The sequence below is a fragment of the Micromonospora sp. BQ11 genome (assembly GCF_052068135.1).
Lineage (GTDB): Bacteria > Actinomycetota > Actinomycetes > Mycobacteriales > Micromonosporaceae > Micromonospora.
Window position 1 is genome coordinate 188913 of the sequence record NZ_JBQHDB010000010.1, and the last position, 25252, is coordinate 214164.

Below are 25252 nucleotides of genomic sequence, written 5' to 3' on the forward strand. Positions count from 1 at the left end.
GATCCCGGTGAAGCGGAAGATATACATGCCGATTTGCCCATAGCACCGGTGGGATGACCCCTACGGGGGCCGGTTACGGGACCAACGGGGGCTCGGCCCGGATTCGCCGCCGCGGCGAACGGGAAACGCTGGACGGCATGGAGAGTCATCTCGCCGTCCTGCTGCCCCTCGCCGCCGTCTGGCTCACCGCCGGTGCGCTGGCCGACGGGCTGCCCCGGCTGGATCGGGCCCGCACGCTGCGCCGCCGTACCGGACAGGTCCTCGCCCTGACCGGGGCCGCCCTCGGCCTCACGGTCGTGGTCGGAGTCGCCGGGCTCTCCAGCGACGGCGGAACGGTCGTGGACCGTGCCGCCGCCGGGCTCACGCTCGCCGTGGTCCCGGCGGGTGCCGTCGCGATCTGCGCCGTACGACGCATGCGTCGCCTGTGGGCCGGCGCCGGAGCCTTCGCCACCGCACCGGACACACCGGCCCCGCACGGCCTGCGGGCCGCCGCGGCGCACCCGCTGATCGGGCTTCCCGTGCAGGTGACCGGCCTGGCGACCCTGCCGGCGGTGGTGGTGGCCGCGATGCCGGAGCTGATGACCCGGACGGGTGCGAGCGGGCCGGCGATCACCGTCGGCGTCCTGGGCGTCGCCGCCATCGGGGTCCGTCACGCGCTCCGGCACAGCCGCCTGGCGGAGCAGGCGATGCCGGAGCCGGCGTCACCGCGAACGGCTGCCCGCCCCCTGCACGTATAGCAGTTCCAGGATCGCCCGGGTCGCCTCGAACCAGCGGTCCAGCCATCCGGGCGGCGGCACGCTGCCCTTCGGGGGCAGCTCCAGCAGCAGCCCACGCAGCAGCGGGTGGTCGGCCAGCGAGCCGGCCGGTTCCATCGCCCAGGCGCCGGTCGGGAACGACGGCTCGGTGAGCGGGTTCGGGTCCAGCGACGGCAGTGTCAACGGCGGGGTCGCCTGCTCCGGCGCGGTGGGCCCGTCCTCCCGGCCGCCGACCTCGGCGTCCGTCGACACCACCTCGGTCAGCACCGTGTCCCGGCGTGCGCCGCGGTACTTGCCGCCGAACCTTTCCGGCTTGCCCGGTCCGTTGGTGAGGTTGTCTGACCCGATCGTCGTCATCGTCACGCCTGCCTCGTTCGGTTGCCGATCCGCGGTTTGTCGACCAGCGCCGTTCTCCAGAGGTACAACGAGACGGGAGCGTTGTGGCGACGGGAATCCCGGCCGGTCCCTGCTCACCCGCCCCGAATCCAGGATGCGGGCACGACCGGTCCCCGTACGGCCGGGGCCGTACGGGGACACACGCCGCACCTCACTGCCGGGTCTCAGCCCCGGCCGAGGCCGCCGTCCCTGGCGCCGTCGACGAAGGCCCGCCAGTCACCCGGGCTGAACACCAGGGCGGGACCCGTCTTGTCCTTCGAGTCCCGGACCCCGACGGCCCCGGTCACGTACGCCACCTCCACGCAGTTGTCGCAGTTCGGCCCGCTCTTCGAGCTCTTGAACCAGGCTGCCTGCGTCAGGTCCACGGGGAACCCCTTGGTCGCCATTTCCACAACGGCTCCTCTGCCAGTTTCGCGATGTGTGCGACGGACTCCTCCGGACGAATGGCCGCGGCGCGGATGTGATCGAAGATGAAGCTGTACTTCTGCAGTTCGTCGCTCTTCTCCAGGAAAAGCCCACCCGTGGCGTTCTCCGCGTACACGACATCCGGATCACCGGGCTCGGGGAAGCTGAGGATCGTGAAGGTCCCGTCCATGCCGGCGTGCGCTCCCACCTCGAAAGGCAGGATCTGGAGCGTCACGTTCGGCAGCTCGGCCACCTCCACCAGCCGTCGGAGCTGGTCACGCATGACCGTGTCCCCGCCCACCGGCCGGCTCACCACCGCCTCATCGAGCACCACCCACAGATCGACCGGATCATCCTGGGTCAACAACGACTGACGGCCCAATCGGACACGCACCCGCTGTCGTACCTGCTCAGGCGTGAAGTCGGGACGCGCGGCGCGGATCATCGCGCCGGCGTACTCCTCGGTCTCCAGCAGCCCGGGGACCACCTGCTGCTCGTACGCGCGGATCGAGCTGGCCGCCGCCTCCAGGCCGACGTACGCGCCGACCAGCACCGTGCTGTACGGGTGCCACCAGCCCTTCTGGCGGGCCTCCCGGGCGATCTGCACCAGCTCGTCGCTCTCGGCGCCGACCACTCCGTAGATCCGGAGCATGTCCCGCACGTCGCGTGGGGTGGCCGAGGTGTGGCCGGTCTCGATCCGCGAGATCTTGGAGGCTGAGCACTCCAGCTGCTCGGCCACGATCTCGATGGTGATCCCCGCCGCCTCCCGCTGACGACGCAGTTCGGCGCCGAGCCGGCGCCGCCGGATGGTCGGGCTGCGCCGCTCACTCACGACTGGCCCCGCCGTCCGTTCCGGACCACTGGCTGCTGGCCGTCACCCGCCACCTCCGCCTTGGACGCGCCGCTGTCGTCCGCCCGCCGGGTCCCCGGCGCGGGGCGGGGCGGGCGTTCGCGGCAGGGAGTGGTGCGGGTCGTCGACCGGCCGCGACGGGCGAAACCGGATCTCAGTGTGCCGTCCAAATGCGAACGTCTTCAAGCGTCGCTTCGCGCGTGGCGCTCACGTATCGGCAAAAGTCGACGTGCAACTTGCATCCCGCACGACGCTGATGCACTCTGTGCGTATGGCACGGGTAACTCACCGTCTCCGTCCGCTTCCCCGCCGTGGTGATCCCGCGGCGCTCCGGACGTGGGTCGGCCAGGGCTCGTGGCCAGCGACAACCAGACCTGCTCCGGGGAGATGACCCCACCGCTGCACGCCTGATGGCTGCGGCGGCGGGAGCGGCACCCGGAGCAGCCGGGTGTTGGTCGGGTGGCGCCCCGCCACCAGCGGCAAGCCGCCCGACCACCACCGCCCGCACGCCGGTTCCACGAGGCACGACCCCGTCGCCGGGCAGGAGAAACGTCCCCCACGCAGCCCCCGCCGGCCCCGCAACGCCGGCCGACCCTCCCAGGAGCCCATGTGCTTCCCCGCTCCGGTGACGTACTGCACGTGACTCGCGCGGCGAGTGTCCAGTTCATCCGACCCATCGCCTTCCGGGTGATCCGGGTCCTCGACTGGCCGACCTACGACGGTTGGTTCTGGCTCGACGGCTACGAGTTGAACGCATCGGGGGACGCGGTCAACCGTCGGTCGATCTTCGTACAGCGGGAGGGGCTCGAGACGCTCCAGACCGCACCGCAACCGCGTCAGCACGCGGTCCGCGCACCACGCCGGCCGGTCGTCCGCACTCCCGTCCGGGTGGGCTGACCTCCGCGATCGGCCGCCGGGGGGCGTGCCGCGGCCATAGAATCGGTACGCCCACCCCGGCACGTTCCATCCCGCGCCTCCAGGCCCCTGAACCTGGGATGGCCATGGTCAATCACACCACCGCCCGGCGGCCCCACCTCTGGAACATCGCCTACGCCCTCGGACTCCTGGCGCTCTTCGGCGTCGCGACCGCTCTCGTGGTCGTGGTCCGGGAACCCGCCCTCTCGTCCACCCAACTGACCGCGCCGGTGCCCGCGCCGGAGATCACCGTGGTCGACGAGGACCCGCCCGACGACACCGGGACCGACCCCTTCGCGGAACCGTTCGCCCTGACGGAACCGGACGGTTTCGGGGGCGCCGACCCCGGTACCGCGAGCCCCGCGACGGAGCCGTCCTCGGGACCGCACGACGTCGCACACGGCGCACCGTCCTCGGCGGAGGACGTCCGACGGTCGCTGTTCTGGTCGGGCGTGTTCGGGCTGGCCATCTCGCTGGCCGGGCTGGGCCTGGTCGGCACCCGACGCCGGATGTGGTGACCCGGTCGCTCAGTCGGTGGGTGTCGGCTCCCCGCTCGGGGTCACCGTCGGGCTGTCGGGCGTGCGCTCGCCCCGGGAGACCACCAGCGTGACCTCCTCCCCCTCGGGCACCTGCTCACCCGCCTCCGGCTCGGTCTCCAGGACGGTGCCGGCGGGGCGGTCGGAGGTCCGGTATTCCACCCGGTACGCCAGGCCCGACCGGTCCAGGATCCCCTGCGCCGTCTCGAGCGGCAGGTTCTCCAGCGGCGGCATCGGCACCTCCACCGGCTCGTCGGTCGGCGACGCCGACGGGGAACCGCTCGTGGGGGCGGCGGACGTGGTCGGCGCCCCGGTGGTCGGGGAGGCGCGGGTGACGGACGGCGAGGGGGACGGTGCCGGCGTCGCGTCGTCGGCGGACCGGAGCGCCAGCCACAACCCGCCGCCGACGAGCGCGAGCAGCAGCAGCGCCAGCACGCCCCACAGGATGGGCAGCCACCAGGGCCGGCCGCCCGGCTCCTCGGCGTACCAGTCGGCCGGCTCGCGGTAGTCCGCCGGCCGTGGCCCCGGGACCTCTGCCCGGCCGGACCAGGCGGCCGGCGAGGTGGACCGCTCGGGCGGCAGGGGCGCGGTGCGGTCCACCGGCGCCGCGCGGTCCGGGGGCATCGGCCGGGTCGCGTCCTCCGGCGCCGGTGGTCCGGCGGCGGTCCGGTCGGCCGGTCCCGGCAGCCGTTGCGTACGGTCGGCGGGCTCCGCCCCGCTCGGGCCGGTGGGCGGGAGCGGTCGGGTGCTGTCGTCGTACTCCCTGGGCGTCGGCTCGCTCATGCCACCGCTGCGCTTCGCTCCGCGGTGCCATGAGACACCGACGCGCTGAGCCCGATGATTCGCTCGCTGCGCTCGCTCATCGCACGTCCCTTCCCGGCCCGGCGCGCGCCTCGCGGCCCCTGCCCGTCAACCTAGCGGCCCGGGGCCGGAACGGCCGGGAACGGCGTGCCGCCCCGCCTCAGGGACTCGGCGTGGGTGTGGGTGTCCCGGAGGCCGGGGCCTCGCACCAGATCGACACCCGGTCGTTCCAGCGCGCCGCACTGTCGGCAGCCGGGTCCTGGCGGGTGACCACGCCGACCCTGCGCAGACGGTAGGCGGGATAGAAGCCGTCCTCGACCAGTTCGTCCGCCGCCTCCGGGCAGCTGTCGCCGATCAGGTCGGGAACCTCGACGGCGGGCGCCGACCCACTGACGTGGAGGGTGACCGTCCGGCCCGGCGCCACCTCCTGGCCGACCTCGGGGTACGCGCGCTCCACCGTCCGCCCGGTGCCCGAGCCGAAGATCAGCCGCCAGCCGAGTCGCCGGTCGCGCAGCTCCCCGCGGGCCTTCTCGAAATCCATGCCGACCACCGGTGGAACGGTCAGCCCGTCGGTGGGGGCCGGCGCGGTGGTACGCGGTGGCGTCGGTCGGGGCCGCTCCGAGGGTGGGGCGGCACTCGACCGGGTGGTGCTCGGGGAGGCGGTCGCCAGGGCCGGCGCTCCCCCGGGCGCCTCGTCGTCCGCGCCGGCCAGCAACCAGCCGCCGGTCGCGCCGATCGCCGCGAGCAGCGCGACGGCCAACCCGCCACCCAGCATCAGGGTCAGCCGGTCCGGTCCCGTTCCGCCGTCGGCACCCTGCACCGTGTTTCCATCCGTCATACCGCCACCGCCTCGCTCACCGGCGACCGTACCGGGCACGCCCAACCGCGCTGCGTCACGGGGCACCGACACGACTCGCCGCGCCGATCCAGGGGCGTTACGCTCCCCGGCATGGCCAGACGGGGCTGGGGAGGATCGGTCGCGACCGCGATCGGTGTCGCTGCGGGCACCGGTGCCGCCCAGCTGGGCTTCGGCTACGGCCTGGGCATCATCGACTGGGCACCGCCCGAGGGCACCACGGACGTGGCGGGCTGGGTGGCCGGTCTGATCTGGGCGACCTGGATCGCCGCCACCTCCACCGTCGCCGGCGCCGTCTGCGCCCGATGGCTGCGGGACCGCGCCACCGACCCCGACACCTCCGACGCGTCCTCCGACACGCTCGGGGCGGTGGCCCTGGCGGTGGCCGCCGGGCTCGGCGCGTCGATCACCGTCCTGCTGGTGGCCGTACCCGCCCGGGTGGCGGTGGTACCGGAGACCTCGTCGCCCCGGAACGTCGCGGCGACGTACGCGACGGTCGGGCTGCTGCTCGGCGTGCTGACGGCCGTCTGGGCCCTGCGCTCCCGGGCCGCCGCCACCAACGTGCTGGCCACGGTCGGCTGGCTCTGGGCGCTCGCGGTGGTCGCGGTGCTGGACGGCGTCCTCGCCGGACGTGGCCTGACCACCGCGCAGCTCGGCATCTGGCAGCTCAGCGCGAACGATCCGGCCTACTGGATCCGGGACTGGTTCTACTGGCCCGGAGCGGTGCTGTCGCTCGGGTCCGCCCTGCTGATCGGCGCACTGGCCGCCCGGCGGACCGCCCGCCACGCCGAGCGCCGGATCGGTGCCGCCGCCTCCGGGGCGGCCGGGCCACTGCTCGTGGCGACCGCCTACCTGGTGGCCGTGCCGGGGCTGACCACGATCGACCCGCAGCAACTGTCGGCGCACCTGATCGCCCCGTACGCCGTGATCGTCGGCGTCGGCGGCTCGGTCCTGGTGGCCGCGCTCGCCCAGCGCGCCGCCCGTCGGGCCGCCGCCCGCGCCACGGTTCCGCCGCAGCGCACCGGCGAGACGTCGACGCCCGACGAGACGCCCGGCGACGAGGCGCGTACGCCGGACGACGACGGACGGACGGGTCCGACCGGCGCGGACGCGAGCCCCCACGGCCTCGCCGACGAGCGGCCCGGCACCGCCTCCCCGACCGGCGGGACGGCCACCGTCGAGGTCACACCGATCGTCATGGACCCGCCGGCGAGCCCGACGGCACCGGCACCGACCGCCACGATCCCGGCGCAGCGCACCGGCACGGAGCCGGTCACCGGGGACGGACCGGACACCACGCCCGAGGCCGCGCCGCCGGCCCGGCGTCCCCGCGCGCCGCGCCGCCCCCGCTGACCCGTCCGGCGAGGAGACCGCCGCCGACGGTCAGTCGACCGGCCAGGTGTGCACCGGCTCGTTGCCGCGTTGCAGCTCGGCGTAGCGCTGCACCATGTGGTGCAGGGCGGCGTCACGGTCCATGCCGCGGTGCCGCTCGGCCGCCCAGACCGTCTCGGTCTGCCACACCGCGCCGTTGCGGCCGGTACGGCAGCGCTGCTCGATGATGCCCAGCAGCCGGTCCCGTTCGACCGGCGACACCCCGAACCGGTCCAGGCCGGTCGCGGCCGTGGGCAGCAGGACGTCGAGGACCAGCTTGGTCACCGGCACCTCGCCGAGGCGGGGCCAGTGCAGGACGGCGTCCATCCCGCGTCGGGCGGCGGCGTGGAAGTTCTCCTCGGCGGAGCTGAAGGTGAGCTGGCTCCAGATCGGCCGGTCCGCCTCGGCCAGTCCCCGGGCCAGCCCGAAGTAGAAGGCGGCGTTGGCCAGCATGTCGACCACGGTCGGCCCGGCGGGGAGCACGCGGTTCTCCACCCGCAGGTGCGGGCGGCCGTTCATGATGTCGTACACCGGGCGGTTCCAGCGGTAGACGGTGCCGTTGTGCAGGCGCAGCTCGCCCAGCTCCGGTACGCCGCCGGCGTGCAGCACCTCGACCGGGTCCTCCTCCTCGCAGATGGGCAGCAGCGGAGGGAAGTAGCGGACGTTCTCCTCGAACAGGTCGAAGATCGAGGTGATCCAGCGCTCCCCGAACCACACCCGGGGTCGTACGCCCTGTGCCTTGAGCTCGTCCGGGCGCGTGTCGGTGGCCTGCTGGAACAGCCCGATCCGGGTCTCCGCCCAGAGCTGCCGGCCGTAGAGGAACGGGGAGTTGGCCCCGACGGCCACCTGCACGCCTGCGATGGCCTGGGAGGCGTTCCAGTAGTCGGCGAAGCTGTCCGGGGCGACCTGGAGGTGGAACTGGAGGCTCGTGCAGGCCGCCTCCGGGGCGATCGAGTCGGTGTGGGTGCGGAGCCGCTCGACCCCCCGGATGTCCAGCTCGATGTCCTCGCCGCGGGCACCGACGATCTGGTCGTTGAGGACCCGGTAGCGCTCGTTGGTGGAGAGGTTGTCGGCGACCAGGTGACGCTCGGTGAGGGTGGGCAGGATGCCGACCAGCACGATCTTGACGTCCGACCTGGCCGCCCGCTCGTCGGCTCGGGAGAGGCTGCTGCGCAGGTCCTGCTCGTAGTCGGCGAAACCGGTGCCCTCGATCAGCCGGGGCAGCGCGTTCAGCTCCAGGTTGAACTGCCCCAGTTCGGTCTGGAAGAGCGGGTCGGCGATGTCGGCGAGGATCTGTTCGTTGCGCATGGCCGGCTCGGCGGCCGAGTCGACCAGGTTCAGTTCGATCTCCAGCCCGGTCATCGGCCGGTCCGCGTCGAACCCGAAGTCGTCCAGCATCAGCGCGAAGACGTCCAGACAGCGCCGGACCTTGTGCCGGTAGCGGACCCGGTCCTCGCGGGAGAAGGCGCCCTGCTCGACGTCCCTGCCCATGTAGTCCTCCCGGCGCGTGGCGCGTCGGAACGGTGCCGTTCCGCAGCGCGTTGTGAACCATCCACGGTAAGAGCGTGCCCCTCGCCGGGACCAGAGGCCGCAGTCGATGATCGTACGGATCGACCCGGGAGCGGACGAGGGGCGCGCGTGCGCTGGGATCACTACCCCGTCGGAGTCCACTCCACCGGCCGGCGGAGGCGAACAGGTCGTGACAATTCGCACCCCGGGCCGGTGCCGGCCGGGGCACGTACGGCACCGGGCCCGCGCCTGTGCGGCGCGGGCCCGGTTTCGGTGCGAGGGGGGTCAGGCCTGACGGACGGCCTCGCCCTCGATCTCGATCTTGATCTTCTTGCCGACCAGCACGCCGCCGGTCTCGAGCGCGACGTTCCAGGTCAGGCCGAAGTCCTCGCGGTCGATCTCCGTGGTGGCGGAGAAGCCGAAGATGTCCTGGCCGAAGGGGCTCCGGCCGACGCCCTCGAACACGACCTCCAGGTCGACCGTGCGGGTGACGCCCTTCACGGTCAGCTCACCGGACAGGACGAACTCGTTGCCGTCCTGGGACTTCACGCCGGTGCTGCGGAACTCCAGCGTCGGGAACTGCTCGGCGTCCAGGAACTCGGCGCTGCGCAGGTGCGCGTCCCGGTCGGTCTGCTTGGTGTCGATGCTGGCGGCCTGGATGGTGGCGGTGACCGAGGACTGCAGCGGGTCCTCGGCGACGGTGATCGTCGCGGAGGCGTCGGCGAACTCGCCGCGTACCTTGCTCACCATCATGTGCCGGGCGACGAAGCCCACGCGCTTGTGCGCGGCGTCCAGCAGGTAGGTGCCGGCGGTGGGGATGGTGAGGCCGTCCCAGTCGCGGGTAACCGGTGCGGTGCTGCTGGTCATGAGAACTGCCCTCCGAGAAGATTGTTTAGTAGCCCAACGACTGCCTGAGCAACTATAGCCTGAACAATATTCCCCGTGTCAATGACTGTTAGGATGAGCCGGTGAACGAGAACCTGTTCGACGACCCCCGGCTCACCGCCGTAGGCCTGCTCGTGGAGGCGCACGCCGGGCTGTCGGCCCGGTTCGCCGCACAGTTCGAGGAGCACGGCCTCTCACCTGTCGAGTTCGAGGTGCTCGCCCGACTAGCCCGTTCCCCCGGCAACCAGCTTCGGATGACCGACCTGGCCGCCCAGACCTCCCTGTCGACCAGCGGCGTCACCCGGGTGGTCGACCGGATGGAGCGCGACGGGCTGCTCGCGCGGCGGGCCTGCCCCTCCGACCGGCGCAGCTCGTACGCGGTGGTCACCGCCGCCGGCCTGCACCGTCTCGACGAGGTCCTCCCCGGCCACCTGCGGATCATCGAGCAGTGGTTCACCGGTCAGTTCGACCCCGAGTCGCTGCGCACCCTGCTCGACGGACTGCGCCGGGTACGGGACGCCGTCCACCCCGGCGCCACCGCCGGCAGCACCGACTCCGTTCACACCGAGGGTGCGGAGACCCCCTCCGGAGGGTGAGCAACCCGGCCGAGCCACCGGCAGAAACACCGGCAGAACCATCACCCGCGCGGGAGATACCTCTCAAACCGGACGGGATGGCCCACCGCCGCTGACTAGTCTTCGTGCAGCGGGGACGCACCGGGGGGAGACGGCGCGAGCGATGAGCAAGGGGTAGCAAGAGGGGGCTTCTTCGCTCGCGCCACCTCCCGGCCCGCCCTACGGGGCATCCCGCCGGGCCGCGACCAGCGCGTAGAGCAACTCCTCCTCCTGCGGCAGCAACCGCACACCGCTCGCCCGGCACGCCTCGTCCAGGCGTTCCAGCACCGCCGGTTCACCCGTGCTGGCGGCGAGCCCCACCAGCGCCTCGACCACGTCCCGCCGGTCCTGCCCGCCGACGCCGAGTTCCGCCGCCGCCGCGAACCACTCTGCCGCCAGGTCCCGGTCGCCCCCGTGCAGGGCCAGGTTCCCCTGGATCAGCGCGTACACGGCGTCCGCCGGGCCGGTACCGTGCGCGCCGGCGGCCGGATCGCGACCGTGGAGGCCGTCGGTCCGGTGCACCGGCGACCCGGGCGGCCGCAGTTCGGCCAGCACCTGGGCCGCCTCCGCCGCCCGCCCGTCCTGGGCGAGTGCCAGGCCCATCGTGCCGAGCACCCGGCGGCGGTGTCCCGGATCACCCAACCCGTCCAGCGCGCGCAGCACCCGCCGGCCCTGCTCGACCGCATCGGCGTACCGGCCCTGCAGGCGGGACACCTCGGCCAGGTTGGCCTGCGCCAGCGCCCGCAGCCGCCGGTCCGCGCACTGCGTGGCGAGCCGGTCCACCGCCGCCAGGCGCCGCCGCGCCGCGGCCAGGTCACCCACCCGGATCTCGTGCCAGGACAGGTTGTTCTGCGCCACCGCCATGTCCCGTGTACGCCCGTTGCGGACGGCCAGGGTCAGCACCGTCTCCGCCTGGTCCCGTGCCTCGTCGTGTCCGCCGATGCCGATGAGCAGCGCACACAGCACCGTCCGCGCCTCCACCTCGCCGTTGACGTCATCCGCCTCGCGGAACGCGGCGAGCGCCCCCCGCGCGGTGGACACCTCCTCGGCACCCGCGCCGTGCTCGGCGGCGAGCCGGGCCACCCCGACCGACGCCCAGGCCCGCAGCACCGGATCGGCATCGGCCGTACGCGGATCGGCCAGCAACCGGCGCAGACACTGACGGCCGGCGACGTCCCGCCCCCGGAACCGCCACCAGCGGGCCAGCCCCGCCGCCAGGCGCAGCGCGGTGTGCGGGTCGTCCACCGCGGCATGGGCGAGCGCCGAGCTGATGTCGCCACTCACCTCGTCCAACCGGTGCACCGCGGCGGTCAGGTGCACACCGACCAGGTCCGGCGCGGTCCGGGTCACGAGCCGCGCCAGCACCTCGGCGTGCCGGCGACGGATCGCGGTCCACTCCCCGGCTCCGGCAGCCTGCTCGGCGGCGAAGTCCCGAACAGCGTCCACCAGCCGGAACCGGAACGGCCCGGCCCCCCGGACACTCAGCAGCCCCAGCTCCCGGAGCCGGTCCAGCAGCGGTACCGGGTCGACCGCCACCGCGCCATCGGTGTCGCCGTCGTCGGCGAGCATCTCCTCGGCCATCTCGACCGACCAGCGGTTGCCGTACGCCGCGAGCCGGCGCAGCGCCGCACGTTCGTGCGGAGCCAGGAGCCGGTAGCTGGTCGCCACCGCGTCCCGCAGCGTCTCGGCCGCCGCGGCACGTCCACTCTCCGGTGCCACCGGCTCGGCGGGATCCCAACCCGGTCGCTCCGCCGCACCCGACGACGTGGCCAGGTCGAGGACCCGATCGCCGTACCGGTCGAGCAGCTCGTTGAGGTCGAGGATCCGGGCCCGCGCCGCCATCAGCTCGATGGCCAGCGGCAGCCCGCCGACGCGCCGGACCAACGCGGCCAGCGCCGGCAGCTCGTCCGGGGTGGGTGGCTCCCGGCGTACCTGGGCCAGCCGGGCGGTGAAGAGCGCCACCGCCGGATAGTCGGCCACGTCCGCACCGTCCGTCGGCGGTACGTCGAGCGGCGCGACCGGGCGGACCCGCTCGCCCGGAAGGCCGACCGGATGGCGTCCGGTGACCAGCACCCGCAGCGACGGCGCCGCGCCGGTGAGCCGGCGTACGGTCTCGGCGACCGGGTCCGGCGACCGCTCCACCGCGTCCATGATCAGTAGTGCGGGTCGCCCGTCGACGTGGGCCGCCAGCTCCGGCAGCCGGGCCACACCGAAGACCGCCAGCGACGCGGCCAGCACGTCGTCGCTGTCCGACCCCTCACCGATGAGGACGCCGGCCACGCCCCCGGGATGCCAGTGGGCGACGGCGTGAGCCACGGCGAGGGCCAGTGCGGTCTTGCCGACGCCGGTCAGCCCGACCAGGCTCACCAGTCGGAGCGCGGCATCGGCGCTCAACATCCCGACCAGCTCCGCCACGTCCCGTTCCCGACCGACCAGGGTGACCGGGGGTGGGAGCGCCACGGTCGTACCGGCGGGCGGATCCGCGTCCACCGGCGGCGGGCCGCCCGGGGCCGCCCGGGGTGCCGGTACCGGGCCGCGCGCCGCGGCCAGGAAGGCCGACCGGGCCGGGCCGACCAGGCCGAGCGCCCCGGCGAGCAGCTCGACCGTGGTGCGCTGGGGACGCGATGCGCGTCCCCGCTCCAGGTCGCGGACCGTCCGTACGCCCACGCCGGCCCGGGACGCCAGCTCGGCCTGGGTCAGGCCGGCGGCGAGCCGGTGCCCGCGGAGCAGATCGGCCAGGCCGGTGGGCAGACCCGGGCTCCGCGAACCCTCAAGATCGGGAGTCATGGGCACGAAGAGTACGGAGCACCCCTGACCGGCGGCAGCCGATCGTCGTCCTGCCGACGGCCCGCTGCGGATATCCGACACCGACCGGCGGGATGGGGGGCCCGGTCACCAGGTGGCCCGGGCCCCGCACGGGTACGTCACATACCGAGGTCGCGGGCGATGATCATGCGCTGGACCTCGCTGGTGCCCTCGCCGATCTCCAGGATCTTCGAGTCGCGCCAGAAGCGGGCGACCGGGTACTCGTTCATGAAGCCGTAGCCGCCGTGGATCTGGGTGGCCTCGCGGGCGTTGTCCACCGCGACGGTGCTCGCGTGCAGCTTGGCGATCGCGGCCTGCCGCTTGAACGGTTCCCCGTCGAGCATCCGCGCGGCGGCGTCGTAGTAGGCCAGCCGGGCGGTGTGCGCCTTCATCTCCATGTCGGCGATCTTGAACTGGATCGCCTGGTAGTTGCCGATCGGCTGGCCGAAGGCCTGGCGCTCCTTCGCATACTTGATCGACTCGTCGACGCAGCCCTGGGCCAGACCCACGGCCAGGGCGGCGATGGCGATCCGGCCCTCGTCGAGGATCTGCAGGAACTGGGCGAAGCCCCGGCCCCGCTCGCCGAGCAGGTTCGCCGCCGGCACCCGGCAGTCGTCGAAGGTCAGCTCGTGGGTGTCCGAGGCGGTCCACCCGACCTTGGAGTAGCCCGGCGCGACCGTGAAGCCCGGCGTACCGGAGGGCACGATGATGGTGGACAGCTCCTTGGCGCCGTCCGGGCGCGTGCCGGTCACGGCGGTGACCGTGACCAGCGCGGTGATGTCGGTGCCCGAGTTGGTGATGAACGCCTTCGAACCGTTGATCACCCACTCGTCGCCGTCCAGCACCGCCCGGGTCTGGGTGCCACCGGCGTCCGAGCCGGTGCCCGGCTCGGTCAGCCCGAAGGCGGCAAGGGCCTCACCGCTGAGCAGCCTCGGCAGCCACTGCGCCTTCTGCTCCTCCGTACCGAAGCGGTAGATCGGCATGGCGCCCAGGGAGACCGCCGCCTCCAGGGTGATCGCCACGCTGGAGTCGACCCGGGCCAGCTCCTCCAGGGCCAGGCAGAGCGCGAAGTAGTCGCCGCCCATGCCGCCGTGCTCCTCGGCGAACGGCAGGCCGAACAGGCCCATCTTGCCCATCTGCCGGACGATCTCGTACGGGAAGGTGTGCTTCTCGTAGTGCTCGCCGATGACCGGGGCGATCACCTCCCGGGCGAACTCCCGCACGCTGGACCGCAGCGCCTCTTGTTCCTCGCTGAGCCGGAAGTCCATCTGATCCTCCTGTCGTGGATGGGCCGCCGGGCGCTCGTGACGCCGGGACGGGTGGTGCCGGGTCCGGCTCAGACGGGGGTGACGCCGTGCCGGCGCTTCGAGAAGTGCCGTTCCTTGCCCCGGGCGGCGGCGAACCGGCGGACCAGTTCGGCACGCAGCTCGTGCGGCTCGACGATCGCGTCGACCACCAGCTCGCTGGCGAGGCGGACGATGTCGATGTCCCGCTCGTACTCCTCGCGCTTCGCCGCCACGAACGCGGCCCGCTCGGTCTCGTCGGCGATGGCCGCGATCTTGTTGGCGTAGACGGCGTTGACCGCCGCTTCGGCACCCATCACGGCGATCTTCGCGGTGGGCAGGGCGATCGTCGCGTCCGGCTCGAAACCGGGGCCGGCCATCGCGTAGAGACCCGCGCCGTACGCCTTGCGGACCACCACGCAGATCTTCGGTACGGTCGCCTCCGAGATCGCGGTGATCATCTTGGCGCCGTGCCGGATGATGCCCTGCTTCTCCACCGCGCTGCCGACCATGAACCCCGGCACGTCACTGAGGAACAGCAGCGGCACGTTGAACGCGTCGCAGAGCTGCACGAAGCGGGTCGCCTTGTCGGCCGAGTCGACGAAGAGCACCCCACCCTTGAACATCGAGTTGTTGCCGACCACGCCGACGACCTCGCCGTTCAGCCGGCCGAAACCGATGGTCAGCTCCTTGGCCCACAGCGCCTGGATCTCGAAGAAGCTGTCGTCGTCGAGCAGGCCCTTCACGTACCGGCGCATGTCGAACGCCTGCCGCTCGCTCGCCGGCACCAGCGCGGCGAGGTCGACCTTCCCGGACGCCTCGGCGGCCGGCGCCGCCGGGGGCGCCTGCTGCCAGTTCGCCGGCAGGTACGACAGGTAGCGCTTCACCACGTCGAGGGCCTCGGCCTCGGTCTTGCAGAGGAAGTGCCCGACGCCGGACTCGGCGCAGTGCACCTTGGCGCCGCCCATCGCCTCCAACGTGGTCTTCTCGCCGGTGACCATCTCGACCATCCGGTCCGACCCGAGGTACATGCTGGCGTTGCCGTCCACCATGGCCACCACGTCGCAGAACGCCGGGATGTACGCCCCGCCGGCCGCGCTCGGCCCGAACAGCGCGCACACCTGCGGGATCGACCCGGAGGCGCGGACCTGGTTCCAGAAGATCTTCCCCGCACCGCGCCGGCCGGGGAACAGGTCGACCTGGTCGGTGATCCGTGCGCCGGCCGAGTCGACCAGGTAGACCATCGGCACGCCGATGGAGTACGCCCGCTCGATGATCCGGATGATCTTCTCGACGGTGCGCGCGCCCCAACTGCCGGCCTTGACCGTGGAGTCGTTGGCCATCAGGCAGACCTGCCGGCCGTCGATGGTGGCGGTGCCGGTGACCACGCCGTCGGCCGGCAGGCCCTCGGCCATCGCGTTGGCGTAGAGGCCGTCCTCGACGAAGGAGCCCTCGTCGACCAGGAGCGCGACCCGCTCCCGGGCGAAGAGCTTGCCCTTGGCGGCGTTCGCCGCGTGGTACTTGTCCGCACCGCCGGCCCGGGCGCGCTTGCGCAGCTGCTCCAGTGCCTCACCGTCGAGCGTCACGCCGACTCCCTCAGCCGCCTGGGCCGGTCGCCTCGTGAGCGGACCGACCGACCTGAACGATCGTTAGGCTAGCGCATCGAACCACCCACCGGCGACCCACCCGGGCGGGGGCGGGCGGTCAGGTGGGGAGGGGGGTGAGGCGGGTGCGGGGGCCGGCGCGGAGGACACCGGACGGGAGGGTCCTGCCGACCAGGGACTCGGCCAGTTCGGCGACCTCGATCAGGGCGTCCAGGTCGATGCCGGTGTCGATGCCCATGTCGTGCAGCATGTGCACCGCCTCCTCGGTGGCCAGGTTGCCGCTGGCCCCCGGGGCGTACGGGCAGCCGCCGAGGCCGCCGACGCTCGCGTCGAACTCCGTCACGCCCAGCTCCAGCGCGGTCAGCATGTTCGCCAGCGCCGTACCCCGGGTGTTGTGGAAGTGCAGCAGCACCGGGACGTGGGCGTTGCGGTCGCGTACCGCGGTGAGCAGTTCGCGGACCCGCCGGGGCGTACCCATGCCGGTCGTGTCGCCGAAGGCCACCCGGTCCGCGCCGTCCCGGACGACCCGGTCGACGATCGCGGCGACCCGCGCGGGGTCGGTGTCCCCCTCGTACGGGCAGCCGAAGCTGGTCGCCACGATCACCTCGGCCTGGGCGCCCGCGCCGTGCAGCAGGTCGATCAGTTCGGCGATGTCGTCCAGCGACTCGTCCGTGGAGCGGTTGACGTTCCGCCGGTTGTGGGTGTCGCTGGCCGAGACCACCACCTCGATCTCGGTGAACCCGGCCGCGAGGGCCCGCTGCGCACCGCGGGTGTTGGGCACCAGGGCGGAGTAGCGCACCCCGTCGACCTTCTCCGCCCGCCGCCACACCTCGTCGGCGTCCGCCATCTGCGGGATCGCCTTGGGGTGCACGAACGACACCGCCTCGATCCGCCGCACACCGGTACGCGACAGCGCGTCCAGCAGCCGCACCTTCGCGTCGGTGGGGATGGGCTCCTCGTTCTGGAGCCCGTCCCGCGGCCCAACTTCACGGATCGACACGAATTCCGGCAGTCCCGCCATAAGGGTTCACCTCACTGATCCTGGGATTCCCCCCAGCATGCCACCCCCGGCTCCCACCTCGTTGATCATGAAGTTGTCGCCCGCGGCATCGGCGTGTCGCGGCAACAACTTCATGATCAACGGAGTGAGACGGGACAGGTGGGGTCAGCGCATGCGGGAGACGATGCCGGTGTCGTAGTCGCCGGTCAGGAACTCCTCGTTCTCCAGCAGCTCGGCGAAGAACGGGAGGTTGTTCTTCGGGCCCACCAACTGGAACTGGGCCACGGCCGTTCTCGCGCGCTCGATCGCCTCGGCCCGGTCGGCGCCGCTGACGATGAGCTTGGCCATCAGGCTGTCGTAGAACGGCGTGACGGTGTTGCCCTCGACGTAGCCGGAGTCCACCCGAACACCCTCACCCGTGGGCTCGACCCAGGTCCGGATGGCGCCGGGACCGGGCAGGAAGCGCTTCGGGTCCTCGGCGTTGATCCGCAGCTCGATGGCGTGCCCGCGCGGGGCGAGCGCGTCCGGGTCGAAGGTCGGCGCGAGACCGGCCGCGACGCGCAACTGCTCCTCGACGAGGTCGACGCCGTACACCAGCTCCGTCACCGGGTGCTCGACCTGGAGCCGCGTGTTCATCTCCAGGAAGAAAAATTCTTCGGACCGGGAGCCCTCACCCTCGAAGTCCCGCTCACGCGGGACCAACAGGCACTCGACCGTGCCCGCGTTGCGGTAGCCGACCGCCTCACCGGCGCGGACGGCCGCCGCCAGGAACCGCTCCCGCAGCTCCGGCGACACCGCCGGGGACGGGGACTCCTCCACCAGCTTCTGGTTGCGCCGCTGCACCGAGCACTCGCGCTCCCCGAGGGCCACCACCCGGCCGTCGGCCAGGCCGAGGATCTGCACCTCGACGTGGCGCACCCGGGGGAAGTACCGCTCGATGAGCACCGAGCCGTCGCCGAACATCCGCTCGGCGAACGCGCGCACCTTGTCGTACTCCGTGGCGAGCTGGTCCTCGTCGTTGGCCACGGCCATGCCCATGCCACCGCCACCGGCCGCGGCCTTGACCATCACCGGGTAGCCGATCTCGGTCGCGGCGGCGACCGCCGCCGCGAGGTCGGCGGCGGGGTCGGTGGTGCCGGGCGCGACCGGTACGCCGGCCGCCGCCATCAGGTTCCGGGCGTTGATCTTGTCGCCCATCGCGGTGATCGCGTCCGCGCCGGGGCCGACCCAGATCAGGCCACTGCTCTCGACGGTACGGGCGAAGTCCGCGTTCTCCGACAGGAAGCCGTAGCCGGGGTGGATGGCCTGTGCGCCGGTCGACTTGGCGGCGGCGAGGATCGCCTCGACGTTGCGGTAGCTCTGCGCCGGGTTGGCCGGGCCGACGCAGACCGCCTCGTCGGCCTCGGTCACGAACGGCAGGTCGGCGTCCGCCTCCGAGTGCACCGCGATCGCGCGGATCCCGAGCCGCTTCGCGGTACGGATGATCCGGCGGGCGATCTCGCCCCGGTTGGCGACCAGCAGCGACTCGATCATGTTTCCTCCAGCGTCCGGGGGTCGGGACGGAAGACAGGGAATCACGACCGGCACGTTACTCACGAGTCGGACGCAAGGAAGGGCCCCCGCTTAACGCCTCGTGTAGAGGAAGGGCCCCCGCTTAACACCGAAGAGGCGGGCGCGGCCGGCCGGTGGAGACCGGCCGGCGCGCGATCAGGCCCGGGCGGTCGGCGCGAGGAGAGCGGCCAGGGTGGCGCCCCGGAGCAGTTCGGCGCGGCGCCGACGGTCCACCTCGCCGCCGAGGAAGGGCGTCGAGTTCATCAGGCCGAACGCGGCGTGGGCCAGCACCCGCGCTTCGCCGTCGGGCAGGCCCGGGTGCAGTGCGGTCAGCGTGGTGACCCACTCCTCGACGTAGAGCCGCTGGAGCCGGCGGATCCGGCGGCGCGGCTCCTCCGGCAACCGGTCCAGCTCGTGCAGATGCAGCGCGATCACGGCGGGATTGGCGAGCGCGAACTCGACGTGGAAGTCGATCAGCGACTCCAGAGCGGCGCGCGGGTCGTCCGGCTGGCCGGCGGACCGTTCCCGGCCACCGGCGAGCAGCCCCTCGCTGACCGGGATCAGCGCGGCGGCCAGCATCGCCTCCTTGCCCGCGAAGTGGTGGTAGAGCGCCGGGCCGGTGACGCCGGCGGCCGCGCCGATGTCGTCCATCGAGACGCCGTGGTAGCCCCGCGAGGCGAAGAGACCGACCGCGATCTCCAGGATCTCGTCCTTGCGGGACCGCCGCCGAGCCGGCCCCGTCGCGCCCCGCGCCTGCTGCTCCACCGTCACGGGGCAAGCGTAGACCGCACCGTCGGGTGCATGGGTTACCGGTCGGTTGCGGCCGTCCGGGCCGGTGCGGGCAGCCGCAACCGACCCGGACGTACGGAATCAGTCGTCCGGGTCGATGCCGTGCTCCTCGCGCAGCGCGGCCGCCTCCGACCCGCGGTCGAGGTCGTCCAGGGCCCGCGCCAGCAGCCACGCGGTCTGCTGCGCCGGGCGGGAGCCGGCGGGGAGTCCGCCGAGCACCTCGCGGAGCAGTCGTTCCGCCTCGGCCGGTCGCTCCAGGCGGAGCAGGACCTCACCGGTGAAGGTCTCCACCTGCGCGGCCTCGCCGAACGCCTCGATCGCCCGCAGCCGCCCGGCCACCCCGTCGAGCCGGTCCAGCGCCTCGACCAGTCGGCCGGCACCCGTGAGCACCCGCGCGCCGTGCTCGGCGAGCAGGGCCAGCTCGTACGTCACCACCGGCGCCGGGTCGGACTGGGCGGCGAGCGTGGCCGCGAGCCGATCCGCCGCCTCGACGGTGTCGACGGCTGCCTTGACGTCCCCGGCCCAGTACCGCGCGGACGCCTCCCGGCGACGGGCGCGCAGCTCGTCGACGGCCATTCCGGCCTGCCCGTACGCCGTCGCGGCAGCCGCGAACCGCTGCGCGGCCACCGCGTCCCGGTCGACGTCGAACAGGATGCCGCCCGCCTCCTCGAGCACCTGCGCCCGGTGCGGCAGGTTGTCCGGCGAGTCCAGGTTCGTCGCGAGCTGTTCCAGCAGCGTGAGCGCGGGGTCGATCTCGCCGAGCCCCTCGTAGATGCCGGCCAGCAGGTGCCGGCACCGGTCCGCCTCGGCCTGCGCGCCGAGCCGGTCCAGCCCGATGACCGCCTCCTCGGCCACCTCGGCCGCCTCGCCCAGCCTGCCGACGGCCCGGTACGCGTTCGCCAGCTCCCACCGGAGGAAGGCGTCCCCGGGGTTGCCCCGCTCGACGCAGAGCGTCACGGCCTCGACGAAGTCGTCCACCGCCTCCGGGGCGCGGTCGGCGGCCATCAGCGCCCGGGCCCGGGTGAGCCGTACCGACAGCAGCGCGTCGTCCGGCGCGACGGCGAGGGCGTCGTCGCAGGCGGTCACCGAGTCGGCCGGGTCCTGGGCGCACACCGCGTACGCCAGGCAGGCCGCGGTGGTGAGGTCGGCGGCGCCCAGTTCGGCGCCGAGCCGGCGCGCCCGCCCGGCCTCGACCAGCGCCTCCTCCGCGCGGTCGAGCTGGTCGAGAGCCCGAGCGCGGTGCAGCGCCACCCGGGCGTCGAGATGGGCGTCGTCGCCCGCCCCGGCCGGCACCCGGTCGAGTGCCTCCAACGCGTCGGACCAGCGTTGGCGCTCCATGAAGGCCAGTGCCGTGAGGTCGTGGACGAAGGCCCGCTGCCGGGCGTCACCGCGTACGTCGAGCACGTCGGCGGCGGCCCGCAGCAGCTTCATCCCTTCGTCTGCGGTCTCGTCCGCCGACGCGAGGTCCACGCCGAGCCGGGCGGCGACGACCTGCGCGCGGACCTCGTCGCCCAGCTCCCGCCAGGCGGCCAGCGCGGCCCGGTGCGCGGCGATCGCTCCCGGCACGTCCTCGGCGTCGCTCAGCTCGGCGGCCCGCAGCTCGGTGCGATGGGCCGCGGTCGGGGCCGGCAGGTCGGCGTCGGCGAACCGCTCGTCCCAGGCGGCCAGCGCGGCGCGGAAGCCCGCCAGGTCGTGGGAGCGCCGGCGCTCGTCGGCGAAGTCGAGCAGGTCGGCGGCGGTCGCGTCGGCGGGCACCGGCACGGCCGGTACGCGGTCCGCGACCCTGGCGGCGGTGGCCCGCGCCGTCGTCACCGGGTGCGCCGACCCGGCCGGTGCCGACGCCGGTCCCGCCTGCGTCGACGGTGTCCCGGTGGGGCGGCGGGGCCGGCGGAGGCTGGCCGAGAGCGGCACGTGCTCCCCGGTCGGCGCGACGGCCAGCCGCTGCGCGATCCACTCCGACTGACGGGTGGTGCCGTTGCGATCGTCGAAGCGGGCAGCGAGGGCCGTGGCACGCGCGGTCAGCTCGGTCACCAGCTCCGCGGCGCTCACCTCTCCCGCCGGGCGGTCACCGGCCGCACGCCGGTGCAGGGTGAGGTCGCCGACGCCGCGGAGCGCGGCGGCGGTGGTGGCCGCGAAGTGCATGGCGGCGGCCGGTGACGGCGCCCGGTCGAGCCAGTCGAGGTGCCGCTCGACGATCTCGACGGCCCGGGCCTCGTTGCCGGTCAGCGTGCAGAACTCGACGTGGTCACTGATCTCCCACAGGTCCGAGAGGTTGCCCCGCTGTCGCCGGTACGCCTCCCGGTGCGCGTCCCGCGCCGCGTCGAAGCGGCCCGTACGCAGGTACGGCATGAGAAGCGCGGTGAGGATGGTCTGCGGCTGCTCGGTGCAGGACAGCCGGCCGGCGAGGACCGGCTCGGCCAGCGCGACGGCCTCCTCGTCCCGGCCGGTGGAGGCGAGGTGGTTGACGGTGGAGGTGGGGTCGCAGCCGGCGCAGTCGGACAGCTCGTCGCGAGGGGTGCTCTGCCAGAGCCGGTACCAGTGCTCGGCCGCCTCGGTGTCACCGACGTGGTCGGCGACCCGGAACCGGTGCTTGTGGACGGCCTGGAGGCTGTGGCCCGCCGTGCGGTAGCGCCGCTCCATGTCGTCGAGCACCGCGTACGTGCGGTCCAGGGGCAGCTCGGGGAACTTCAGCATGCCGTTGACCATGTACTTGAAGTGCCAGAGAAGCTGGTGGGTGTGGCGCTGGTGGTAGGGCTGCGGGTCCCGGTCGAACTCGGACAGGCACCACGCGAAGGTCACGAAGGACTTCGCCGGTTCGCCGCCGTAGGTGTACGCGGTGGTCGCCTGCATCCGGGTCACGAACGCCAGGTGCCGGTCGTCGGACGCGTCCACCCGGCGCAGCAGCTGCTCCAGGGCGGCGACCTGCCCCGCCCCGTACGGCATGCCCTCGATCTGGCGGAGCACCCGCCACAGGTCCTCGTCGCTCATGACCTCACTCCCGTCCCGGTACGGCCCGGCCGAGCAGGCCGAGGAAGGAACTGTTCAGCAGGGCGGCGTCGGCCGCGCGGATGGGGTGGTGGCCGAGCAGGAGGGCCTGGCCGTAGAGCGCCTCGACGGCGAGACCGACCAGCTCCGGGTCGGCCAGGGTGGTGATGCGCCGGACCAGCGGGTTGCGGTGGTTGAGCACCAGCTGCGGCCGGTCCGGGGGCGTCGAGGAGGCGAGCGCGTCGAGTACGCCGCCCCACAGCTCGTCGGCCTTGTCGCGGCTCGCCGCGAGCTGGTCGTTGAACGCCGCCGACCGGCTCACCAGGTAGAGGGCGGGCAGGGACACCGGGTCGTACGCCCGGATCACCACCTCGCACCCGGACCGCTCCAGCGCACCCTGAGCGGCGGCGACGAACGGCCGCAGCGCCAGCTCGACCTGGGGGTCGAGGCTCTCGAAGCGGGTGGTCAGGTCGCTCGGCTCCAGCCGCTCGATGAGCACCGACCGGTCCACCGTCGGCAGGCGCTCGATCAGCTCGGTGTCGTACGTGTAGCCGGCGTTGACGACCGCCAGGTCCTGGGCGGCGGCCACGGCGGCGAGCTGGCGGAACTCGTCGAGGCTGGCCGCGTACCGGACGAGGCCGTGCCGCTGCCGGAACTCGGCCAGGGTGAGCGTGCCGACGTTGGTGTCCATCGGCCACCACTGGTCGACCAGGCCCAGCATCTCGTCGTCGTGCACGGCCAGCGCCTTCACCCCGAGGTGGTGGATCTGGAGGAACTCGGCGAGCCGGCGCGGATCGTGCCGGGCCAGCCGGACGAGCCAACCGCGTACCTGGTCACCGAGGGCCTCCCGGGTGGCGGCGAGCAGGGTGTCCTCGTAGAGCGCCTCGCGGCTGGCGGTCGGGCGCAGCTCGGTGGCGTCGACCACGCAGTGGGCGAAGAACGCCCAGTCCGGCAGGAGACCGTCGGCGTTCTCGGTGAGCAGCATCCGCTTGAGGTACACGCGGTGGCCGGCGCGCGCCGCCGGGTTCACCGGCGTGGGCAGGATGAACGCGACACCGGTGAGCCCGGCCTCCGGCACCGACAGCGGCAGCACGTCGAACGGGGCGTAGCCGAGGTGCTCGCGGGCGTACCGGACGAGGGCGGGCCGGTCGACCGGCGCGCCGGGGGTGGTCGGCCACGGCGGCGGGCCGGAAGTGGTCACCACGTCGCCGACCCGGACGTCGACCGGCAGCAGGGCGCCGAAGATGCGGGCCAGGTCCACGACGGTGGGGGTGGCGAACCACTGCTCGGCGTCCCGCCGGGGCACCAGCGTCACCGTGGTGCCCTGCTCGGCGCGGCCCTCGTCCGGCGCGGCCAGCGTCACCGCGTACCGACCGTCGGAGTGACCCGTCCAGTGCACCGTCGGGGAGTCGCCGTGCCGGGTGACCACCCGGATCTCGTCGGCCACCAGGAAGCAGGAGAGCAGGCCGATGCCGAACTGGCCGAGGAACTCGTGGCGGGAGAAACCCAGCTCGTCCCGTTTGGAGCTGCGGCCGATGGTGGCCAGCAGCTCGTGCACCTGCGCCTCGGTCAGGCCGATGCCGGTGTCGTGCACCCGCAGCGTGCCGTCGCCGGTCCGCTCCGGCGGTTCGATGTGGACCGAGGCGGGCGCGCCGGGATCGGTCGCCCGCCGCGCGGTGATCGCGTCGACCGCGTTCTGCATGAGCTCGCGTACGTAGACGCGCGGGCTGCCGTAGAGGTGGTGACTGAGCAGGTCGACGACGCCACGGAGGTCGACCTGGAAGGTGTGGTCCACGCAGTGTGCTCCCCGGTTCGATGCCGGCGCCCACCGTACCGACGATCACCGGGCACGCGCGTCCCCCTTTCGCCGCCGGATGGACGGTCGACCCGACCGGACCGTCGACCGGCTCGACCCTCGACCCGCCATCCCCCGCGATCTTGCACTTTCCGTCGGGACGAAACGGTGCACAAGCCACACAAGGGCGACCGAAACTGCAAGATCGCCGCGGAGGGGGCGGGGGCGGGGAGGGGCGGGGGCGGGGGTCACGGGGGCGGGCTGGCGTGTACTGGGGCCGGCTCGGGGGTGATCGCCGGCCGGTGGGAGAGGCCGGAGAGGCGCAGGGCGATCCGGCGCCGGGCCGGCGGGAGGCCGGAGAGGACACGCAGCAGCAGGTTCCGGGCCGGCCGGGTGGTGGGCGGCACGGCGGCGAGCCGGGTGAGCCGGTCGGCGAAGGCCACCACGTCCTCGGCCATCGGGCGGCGCCGCGCCGCGTACCCGTCGAGCAGCGCCTCGGGTCCTCCGGCGAGCACGTCGGCGAGGGTGGTGCCGAGGTCGACGGCGTCGACGATGCCGAGGTTCATGCCCTGCCCGCCGGCCGGGCTGTGCACGTGGCCGGCGTCGCCGGCGAGCAGCACCGGGCCGGTCCGGAAGGTCGCCGCGACACGGTGGTGCAGACGGAAGCGGGACCCCCAGAGCACCTCCCGGATCCGGTGCGGTCGACGTGTCGGGCCGCGCTCGTCGAGCAGCGCCTGGAGGTAGGCGGCGTCCGGGTCGGCGGGCGCCTCGTCGACCGCGGCCACCAGCCGGACCACCCCGTCGGGCAGCGGCGCCCAGACCAGCGGGCCGGCCCGGTCGAGGAAGAGCGACACCTCGTCGTACGGCAGCGAGCTGGTGACCCGCACGTCCGCGAGGACGAAGGACTCCGCCCCACCGGCGGGTCCGACGAACGCGATCCCCGCCCGCTCCCGCACGGTGCTGCGCATCCCGTCCGCCGCCACGACGTACCGCGCCCGCACGGTTGCGCCACCGCCGAAGGTGGCGACCGCGCCGGCGCCGTCGAGGTCCAGGTCGGCCATCTCGTACGGCCGCAGCACCCGCACGCCGGCCGCGTCGAGCCGGTCGGTGAGCACCTCCTCGGTGACCGCCTGGGAGACCATCAGCGCGTACGGGTGCACCGACGGCAGGGCGTGGAACGGCACGGTGAGCAGCACGCGGTCGCGGTCGCGCACGGTGAAGTTCCGGGAGCGGATCCCTCGGGCGACCAGCGGGGCGCCGGCGCCGATCCGGTCGAGCTCCTCCAGGGTGTACGCGTGCACGACCGCCGCCCGGGAGGTGACCGGCGGTCGTGGAAGGCGGTCCACCACGGTCACCCGGACACCCCGCAGGGCCAGCGTCAGGGCGGCGGTGAGCCCCGTCGGCCCGGCGCCCACCACCAGTACGTCCGTCTCCTCCGGCAGCATGGGCACCTCCGTCGACCGTCGTGCCAACACGTGTTGGCCAACTGTTGTTGGCCACGCTAGGCGCACCGGCACTGGCACGTCAACAGGTGTTGGCATACGGTC

General features: G+C 73.4%; 21 protein-coding genes. 5 read left to right on the forward strand and 16 right to left on the reverse strand.

The window, feature by feature from the left end:
* Positions 1 to 137: 137 nt before the first annotated feature.
* Positions 138 to 737 carry a hypothetical protein gene (locus tag ACTMSW_RS21685; RefSeq protein WP_441182470.1) on the forward strand — a complete coding sequence of 200 codons (600 nt, stop codon included), beginning with the start codon at positions 138 to 140 and terminating at the stop codon, positions 735 to 737.
* Here the strand turns inward: ACTMSW_RS21685 and ACTMSW_RS21690 are convergent.
* From ACTMSW_RS21690 to ACTMSW_RS21700, 3 genes are all read right to left on the reverse strand, one after another.
* Positions 702 to 1112: a hypothetical protein gene (locus tag ACTMSW_RS21690; protein WP_441182568.1), complete on the reverse strand. Its 411-nt coding sequence runs from the start codon at positions 1110 to 1112 to the stop codon at positions 702 to 704. The two genes, ACTMSW_RS21685 and ACTMSW_RS21690, sit on opposite strands and share 36 nt — an antisense overlap.
* Positions 1113 to 1315: 203 nt before the next feature.
* Positions 1316 to 1537 (reverse strand): DUF397 domain-containing protein, encoded by a 222-nt coding sequence (locus ACTMSW_RS21695; protein WP_441182471.1) that lies wholly within the window; start codon positions 1535 to 1537, stop codon positions 1316 to 1318.
* A complete protein-coding gene (locus tag ACTMSW_RS21700) occupies positions 1507 to 2388 on the reverse strand; it encodes a helix-turn-helix domain-containing protein (RefSeq protein ID WP_441182472.1) in 882 nt (293 codons plus the stop codon). Before ACTMSW_RS21700 ends, ACTMSW_RS21695 begins: the two co-directional genes overlap by 31 nt.
* A 627-nt stretch (positions 2389 to 3015) precedes the next feature.
* Here ACTMSW_RS21700 and ACTMSW_RS21705 point away from each other — a divergent pair.
* Together ACTMSW_RS21705 and ACTMSW_RS21710 are read left to right on the forward strand one after the other, a co-directional pair.
* On the forward strand, positions 3016 to 3303 hold the full coding sequence (locus ACTMSW_RS21705; RefSeq protein ID WP_441182473.1) for a hypothetical protein: 288 nt from the start codon (positions 3016 to 3018) through the stop codon (positions 3301 to 3303).
* 98 nt (positions 3304 to 3401) lie between these two features.
* Positions 3402 to 3839 (forward strand): hypothetical protein, encoded by a 438-nt coding sequence (locus tag ACTMSW_RS21710; RefSeq protein ID WP_441182474.1) that lies wholly within the window; start codon positions 3402 to 3404, stop codon positions 3837 to 3839.
* A 9-nt stretch (positions 3840 to 3848) separates the two neighbouring features.
* Here ACTMSW_RS21710 and ACTMSW_RS21715 read toward each other — a convergent pair whose 3' ends face one another.
* A complete protein-coding gene (locus ACTMSW_RS21715) occupies positions 3849 to 4481 on the reverse strand; it encodes a PASTA domain-containing protein (protein ID WP_441182569.1) in 633 nt (210 codons plus the stop codon).
* A 337-nt stretch (positions 4482 to 4818) separates the two neighbouring features.
* Positions 4819 to 5496, reverse strand: a complete 678-nt coding sequence (locus ACTMSW_RS21720; RefSeq protein ID WP_441182475.1) for a PASTA domain-containing protein — start codon at positions 5494 to 5496, stop codon at positions 4819 to 4821.
* A 111-nt stretch (positions 5497 to 5607) separates the two neighbouring features.
* Here ACTMSW_RS21720 and ACTMSW_RS21725 point away from each other — a divergent pair, with 111 nt between their 5' ends.
* A complete protein-coding gene (locus ACTMSW_RS21725) occupies positions 5608 to 6867 on the forward strand; it encodes a hypothetical protein (protein WP_441182476.1) in 1260 nt (419 codons plus the stop codon).
* Positions 6868 to 6897: 30 nt separating this feature from the next.
* Here ACTMSW_RS21725 and ACTMSW_RS21730 read toward each other — a convergent pair whose 3' ends face one another.
* A complete protein-coding gene (locus ACTMSW_RS21730; RefSeq protein WP_441182477.1) occupies positions 6898 to 8376 on the reverse strand; it encodes a glutamate--cysteine ligase in 1479 nt (492 codons plus the stop codon).
* Between the two features lie 303 nt (positions 8377 to 8679).
* The gene (locus ACTMSW_RS21735; RefSeq protein ID WP_441182478.1) at positions 8680 to 9261 is read right to left on the reverse strand and encodes a YceI family protein; all 582 of its coding nucleotides are present in this window, start codon (positions 9259 to 9261) and stop codon (positions 8680 to 8682) included.
* Between the two features lie 101 nt (positions 9262 to 9362).
* Between ACTMSW_RS21735 and ACTMSW_RS21740 the strand changes: the two genes are divergently transcribed.
* Positions 9363 to 9875 carry a MarR family winged helix-turn-helix transcriptional regulator gene (locus ACTMSW_RS21740; RefSeq protein ID WP_441182479.1) on the forward strand — a complete coding sequence of 171 codons (513 nt, stop codon included), beginning with the start codon at positions 9363 to 9365 and terminating at the stop codon, positions 9873 to 9875.
* A gap of 198 nt (positions 9876 to 10073) precedes the next feature.
* Here ACTMSW_RS21740 and ACTMSW_RS21745 read toward each other — a convergent pair whose 3' ends face one another.
* The 9 genes from ACTMSW_RS21745 to ACTMSW_RS21785 form a co-directional block, all read right to left on the reverse strand.
* Positions 10074 to 12680, reverse strand: a complete 2607-nt coding sequence (locus tag ACTMSW_RS21745) for an ATP-binding protein (protein WP_441182480.1) — start codon at positions 12678 to 12680, stop codon at positions 10074 to 10076.
* Between the two features lie 137 nt (positions 12681 to 12817).
* A complete protein-coding gene (locus tag ACTMSW_RS21750; RefSeq protein WP_441182481.1) occupies positions 12818 to 13966 on the reverse strand; it encodes an acyl-CoA dehydrogenase family protein in 1149 nt (382 codons plus the stop codon).
* Positions 13967 to 14034: 68 nt separating this feature from the next.
* Entirely contained in the window at positions 14035 to 15567 is a 1533-nt protein-coding gene (locus ACTMSW_RS21755) for an acyl-CoA carboxylase subunit beta (protein WP_441182482.1), read from the reverse strand.
* 118 nt (positions 15568 to 15685) lie between these two features.
* Entirely contained in the window at positions 15686 to 16606 is a 921-nt protein-coding gene (locus ACTMSW_RS21760; RefSeq protein WP_441182483.1) for a hydroxymethylglutaryl-CoA lyase, read from the reverse strand.
* 144 nt (positions 16607 to 16750) lie between these two features.
* The gene (locus ACTMSW_RS21765) at positions 16751 to 18118 is read right to left on the reverse strand and encodes an acetyl-CoA carboxylase biotin carboxylase subunit (RefSeq protein ID WP_441182485.1); all 1368 of its coding nucleotides are present in this window, start codon (positions 18116 to 18118) and stop codon (positions 16751 to 16753) included.
* Between the two features lie 174 nt (positions 18119 to 18292).
* Positions 18293 to 18907 carry a TetR/AcrR family transcriptional regulator gene (locus ACTMSW_RS21770; RefSeq protein WP_441182487.1) on the reverse strand — a complete coding sequence of 205 codons (615 nt, stop codon included), beginning with the start codon at positions 18905 to 18907 and terminating at the stop codon, positions 18293 to 18295.
* A 99-nt stretch (positions 18908 to 19006) separates the two neighbouring features.
* A complete protein-coding gene (locus ACTMSW_RS21775) occupies positions 19007 to 21913 on the reverse strand; it encodes a hypothetical protein (protein WP_441182489.1) in 2907 nt (968 codons plus the stop codon).
* Positions 21914 to 21917: 4 nt separating this feature from the next.
* Positions 21918 to 23705, reverse strand: a complete 1788-nt coding sequence (locus ACTMSW_RS21780; protein ID WP_441182491.1) for an HSP90 family protein — start codon at positions 23703 to 23705, stop codon at positions 21918 to 21920.
* 248 nt (positions 23706 to 23953) lie between these two features.
* Positions 23954 to 25150 (reverse strand): FAD-dependent oxidoreductase, encoded by a 1197-nt coding sequence (locus tag ACTMSW_RS21785; protein ID WP_441182493.1) that lies wholly within the window; start codon positions 25148 to 25150, stop codon positions 23954 to 23956.
* Between the last annotated feature and the right edge of the window lie 102 nt (positions 25151 to 25252).

What these genes read in the sequence shown, in the direction of transcription:
- ACTMSW_RS21685 (WP_441182470.1), top strand. Translation starts at nt 138, where the DNA reads ATGGAGAGTCATCTCGCCGTCCTGCTGCCCCTCGCCGCCGTCTGGCTC.
- ACTMSW_RS21690 (WP_441182568.1), bottom strand. Translation starts at nt 1,112, where the DNA reads ATGACGACGATCGGGTCAGACAACCTCACCAACGGACCGGGCAAGCCG.
- ACTMSW_RS21695 (WP_441182471.1), bottom strand. Translation starts at nt 1,537, where the DNA reads ATGGCGACCAAGGGGTTCCCCGTGGACCTGACGCAGGCAGCCTGGTTC.
- ACTMSW_RS21710 (WP_441182474.1), top strand. Translation starts at nt 3,402, where the DNA reads ATGGCCATGGTCAATCACACCACCGCCCGGCGGCCCCACCTCTGGAAC.
- ACTMSW_RS21715 (WP_441182569.1), bottom strand. Translation starts at nt 4,481, where the DNA reads ATGCCCCCGGACCGCGCGGCGCCGGTGGACCGCACCGCGCCCCTGCCG.
- ACTMSW_RS21720 (WP_441182475.1), bottom strand. Translation starts at nt 5,496, where the DNA reads ATGACGGATGGAAACACGGTGCAGGGTGCCGACGGCGGAACGGGACCG.
- ACTMSW_RS21725 (WP_441182476.1), top strand. Translation starts at nt 5,608, where the DNA reads ATGGCCAGACGGGGCTGGGGAGGATCGGTCGCGACCGCGATCGGTGTC.
- ACTMSW_RS21730 (WP_441182477.1), bottom strand. Translation starts at nt 8,376, where the DNA reads ATGGGCAGGGACGTCGAGCAGGGCGCCTTCTCCCGCGAGGACCGGGTC.
- ACTMSW_RS21735 (WP_441182478.1), bottom strand. Translation starts at nt 9,261, where the DNA reads ATGACCAGCAGCACCGCACCGGTTACCCGCGACTGGGACGGCCTCACC.
- ACTMSW_RS21745 (WP_441182480.1), bottom strand. Translation starts at nt 12,680, where the DNA reads ATGACTCCCGATCTTGAGGGTTCGCGGAGCCCGGGTCTGCCCACCGGC.
- ACTMSW_RS21750 (WP_441182481.1), bottom strand. Translation starts at nt 13,966, where the DNA reads ATGGACTTCCGGCTCAGCGAGGAACAAGAGGCGCTGCGGTCCAGCGTG.
- ACTMSW_RS21760 (WP_441182483.1), bottom strand. Translation starts at nt 16,606, where the DNA reads ATGGCGGGACTGCCGGAATTCGTGTCGATCCGTGAAGTTGGGCCGCGG.
- ACTMSW_RS21765 (WP_441182485.1), bottom strand. Translation starts at nt 18,118, where the DNA reads ATGATCGAGTCGCTGCTGGTCGCCAACCGGGGCGAGATCGCCCGCCGG.
- ACTMSW_RS21775 (WP_441182489.1), bottom strand. Translation starts at nt 21,913, where the DNA reads ATGAGCGACGAGGACCTGTGGCGGGTGCTCCGCCAGATCGAGGGCATG.
- ACTMSW_RS21785 (WP_441182493.1), bottom strand. Translation starts at nt 25,150, where the DNA reads ATGCTGCCGGAGGAGACGGACGTACTGGTGGTGGGCGCCGGGCCGACG.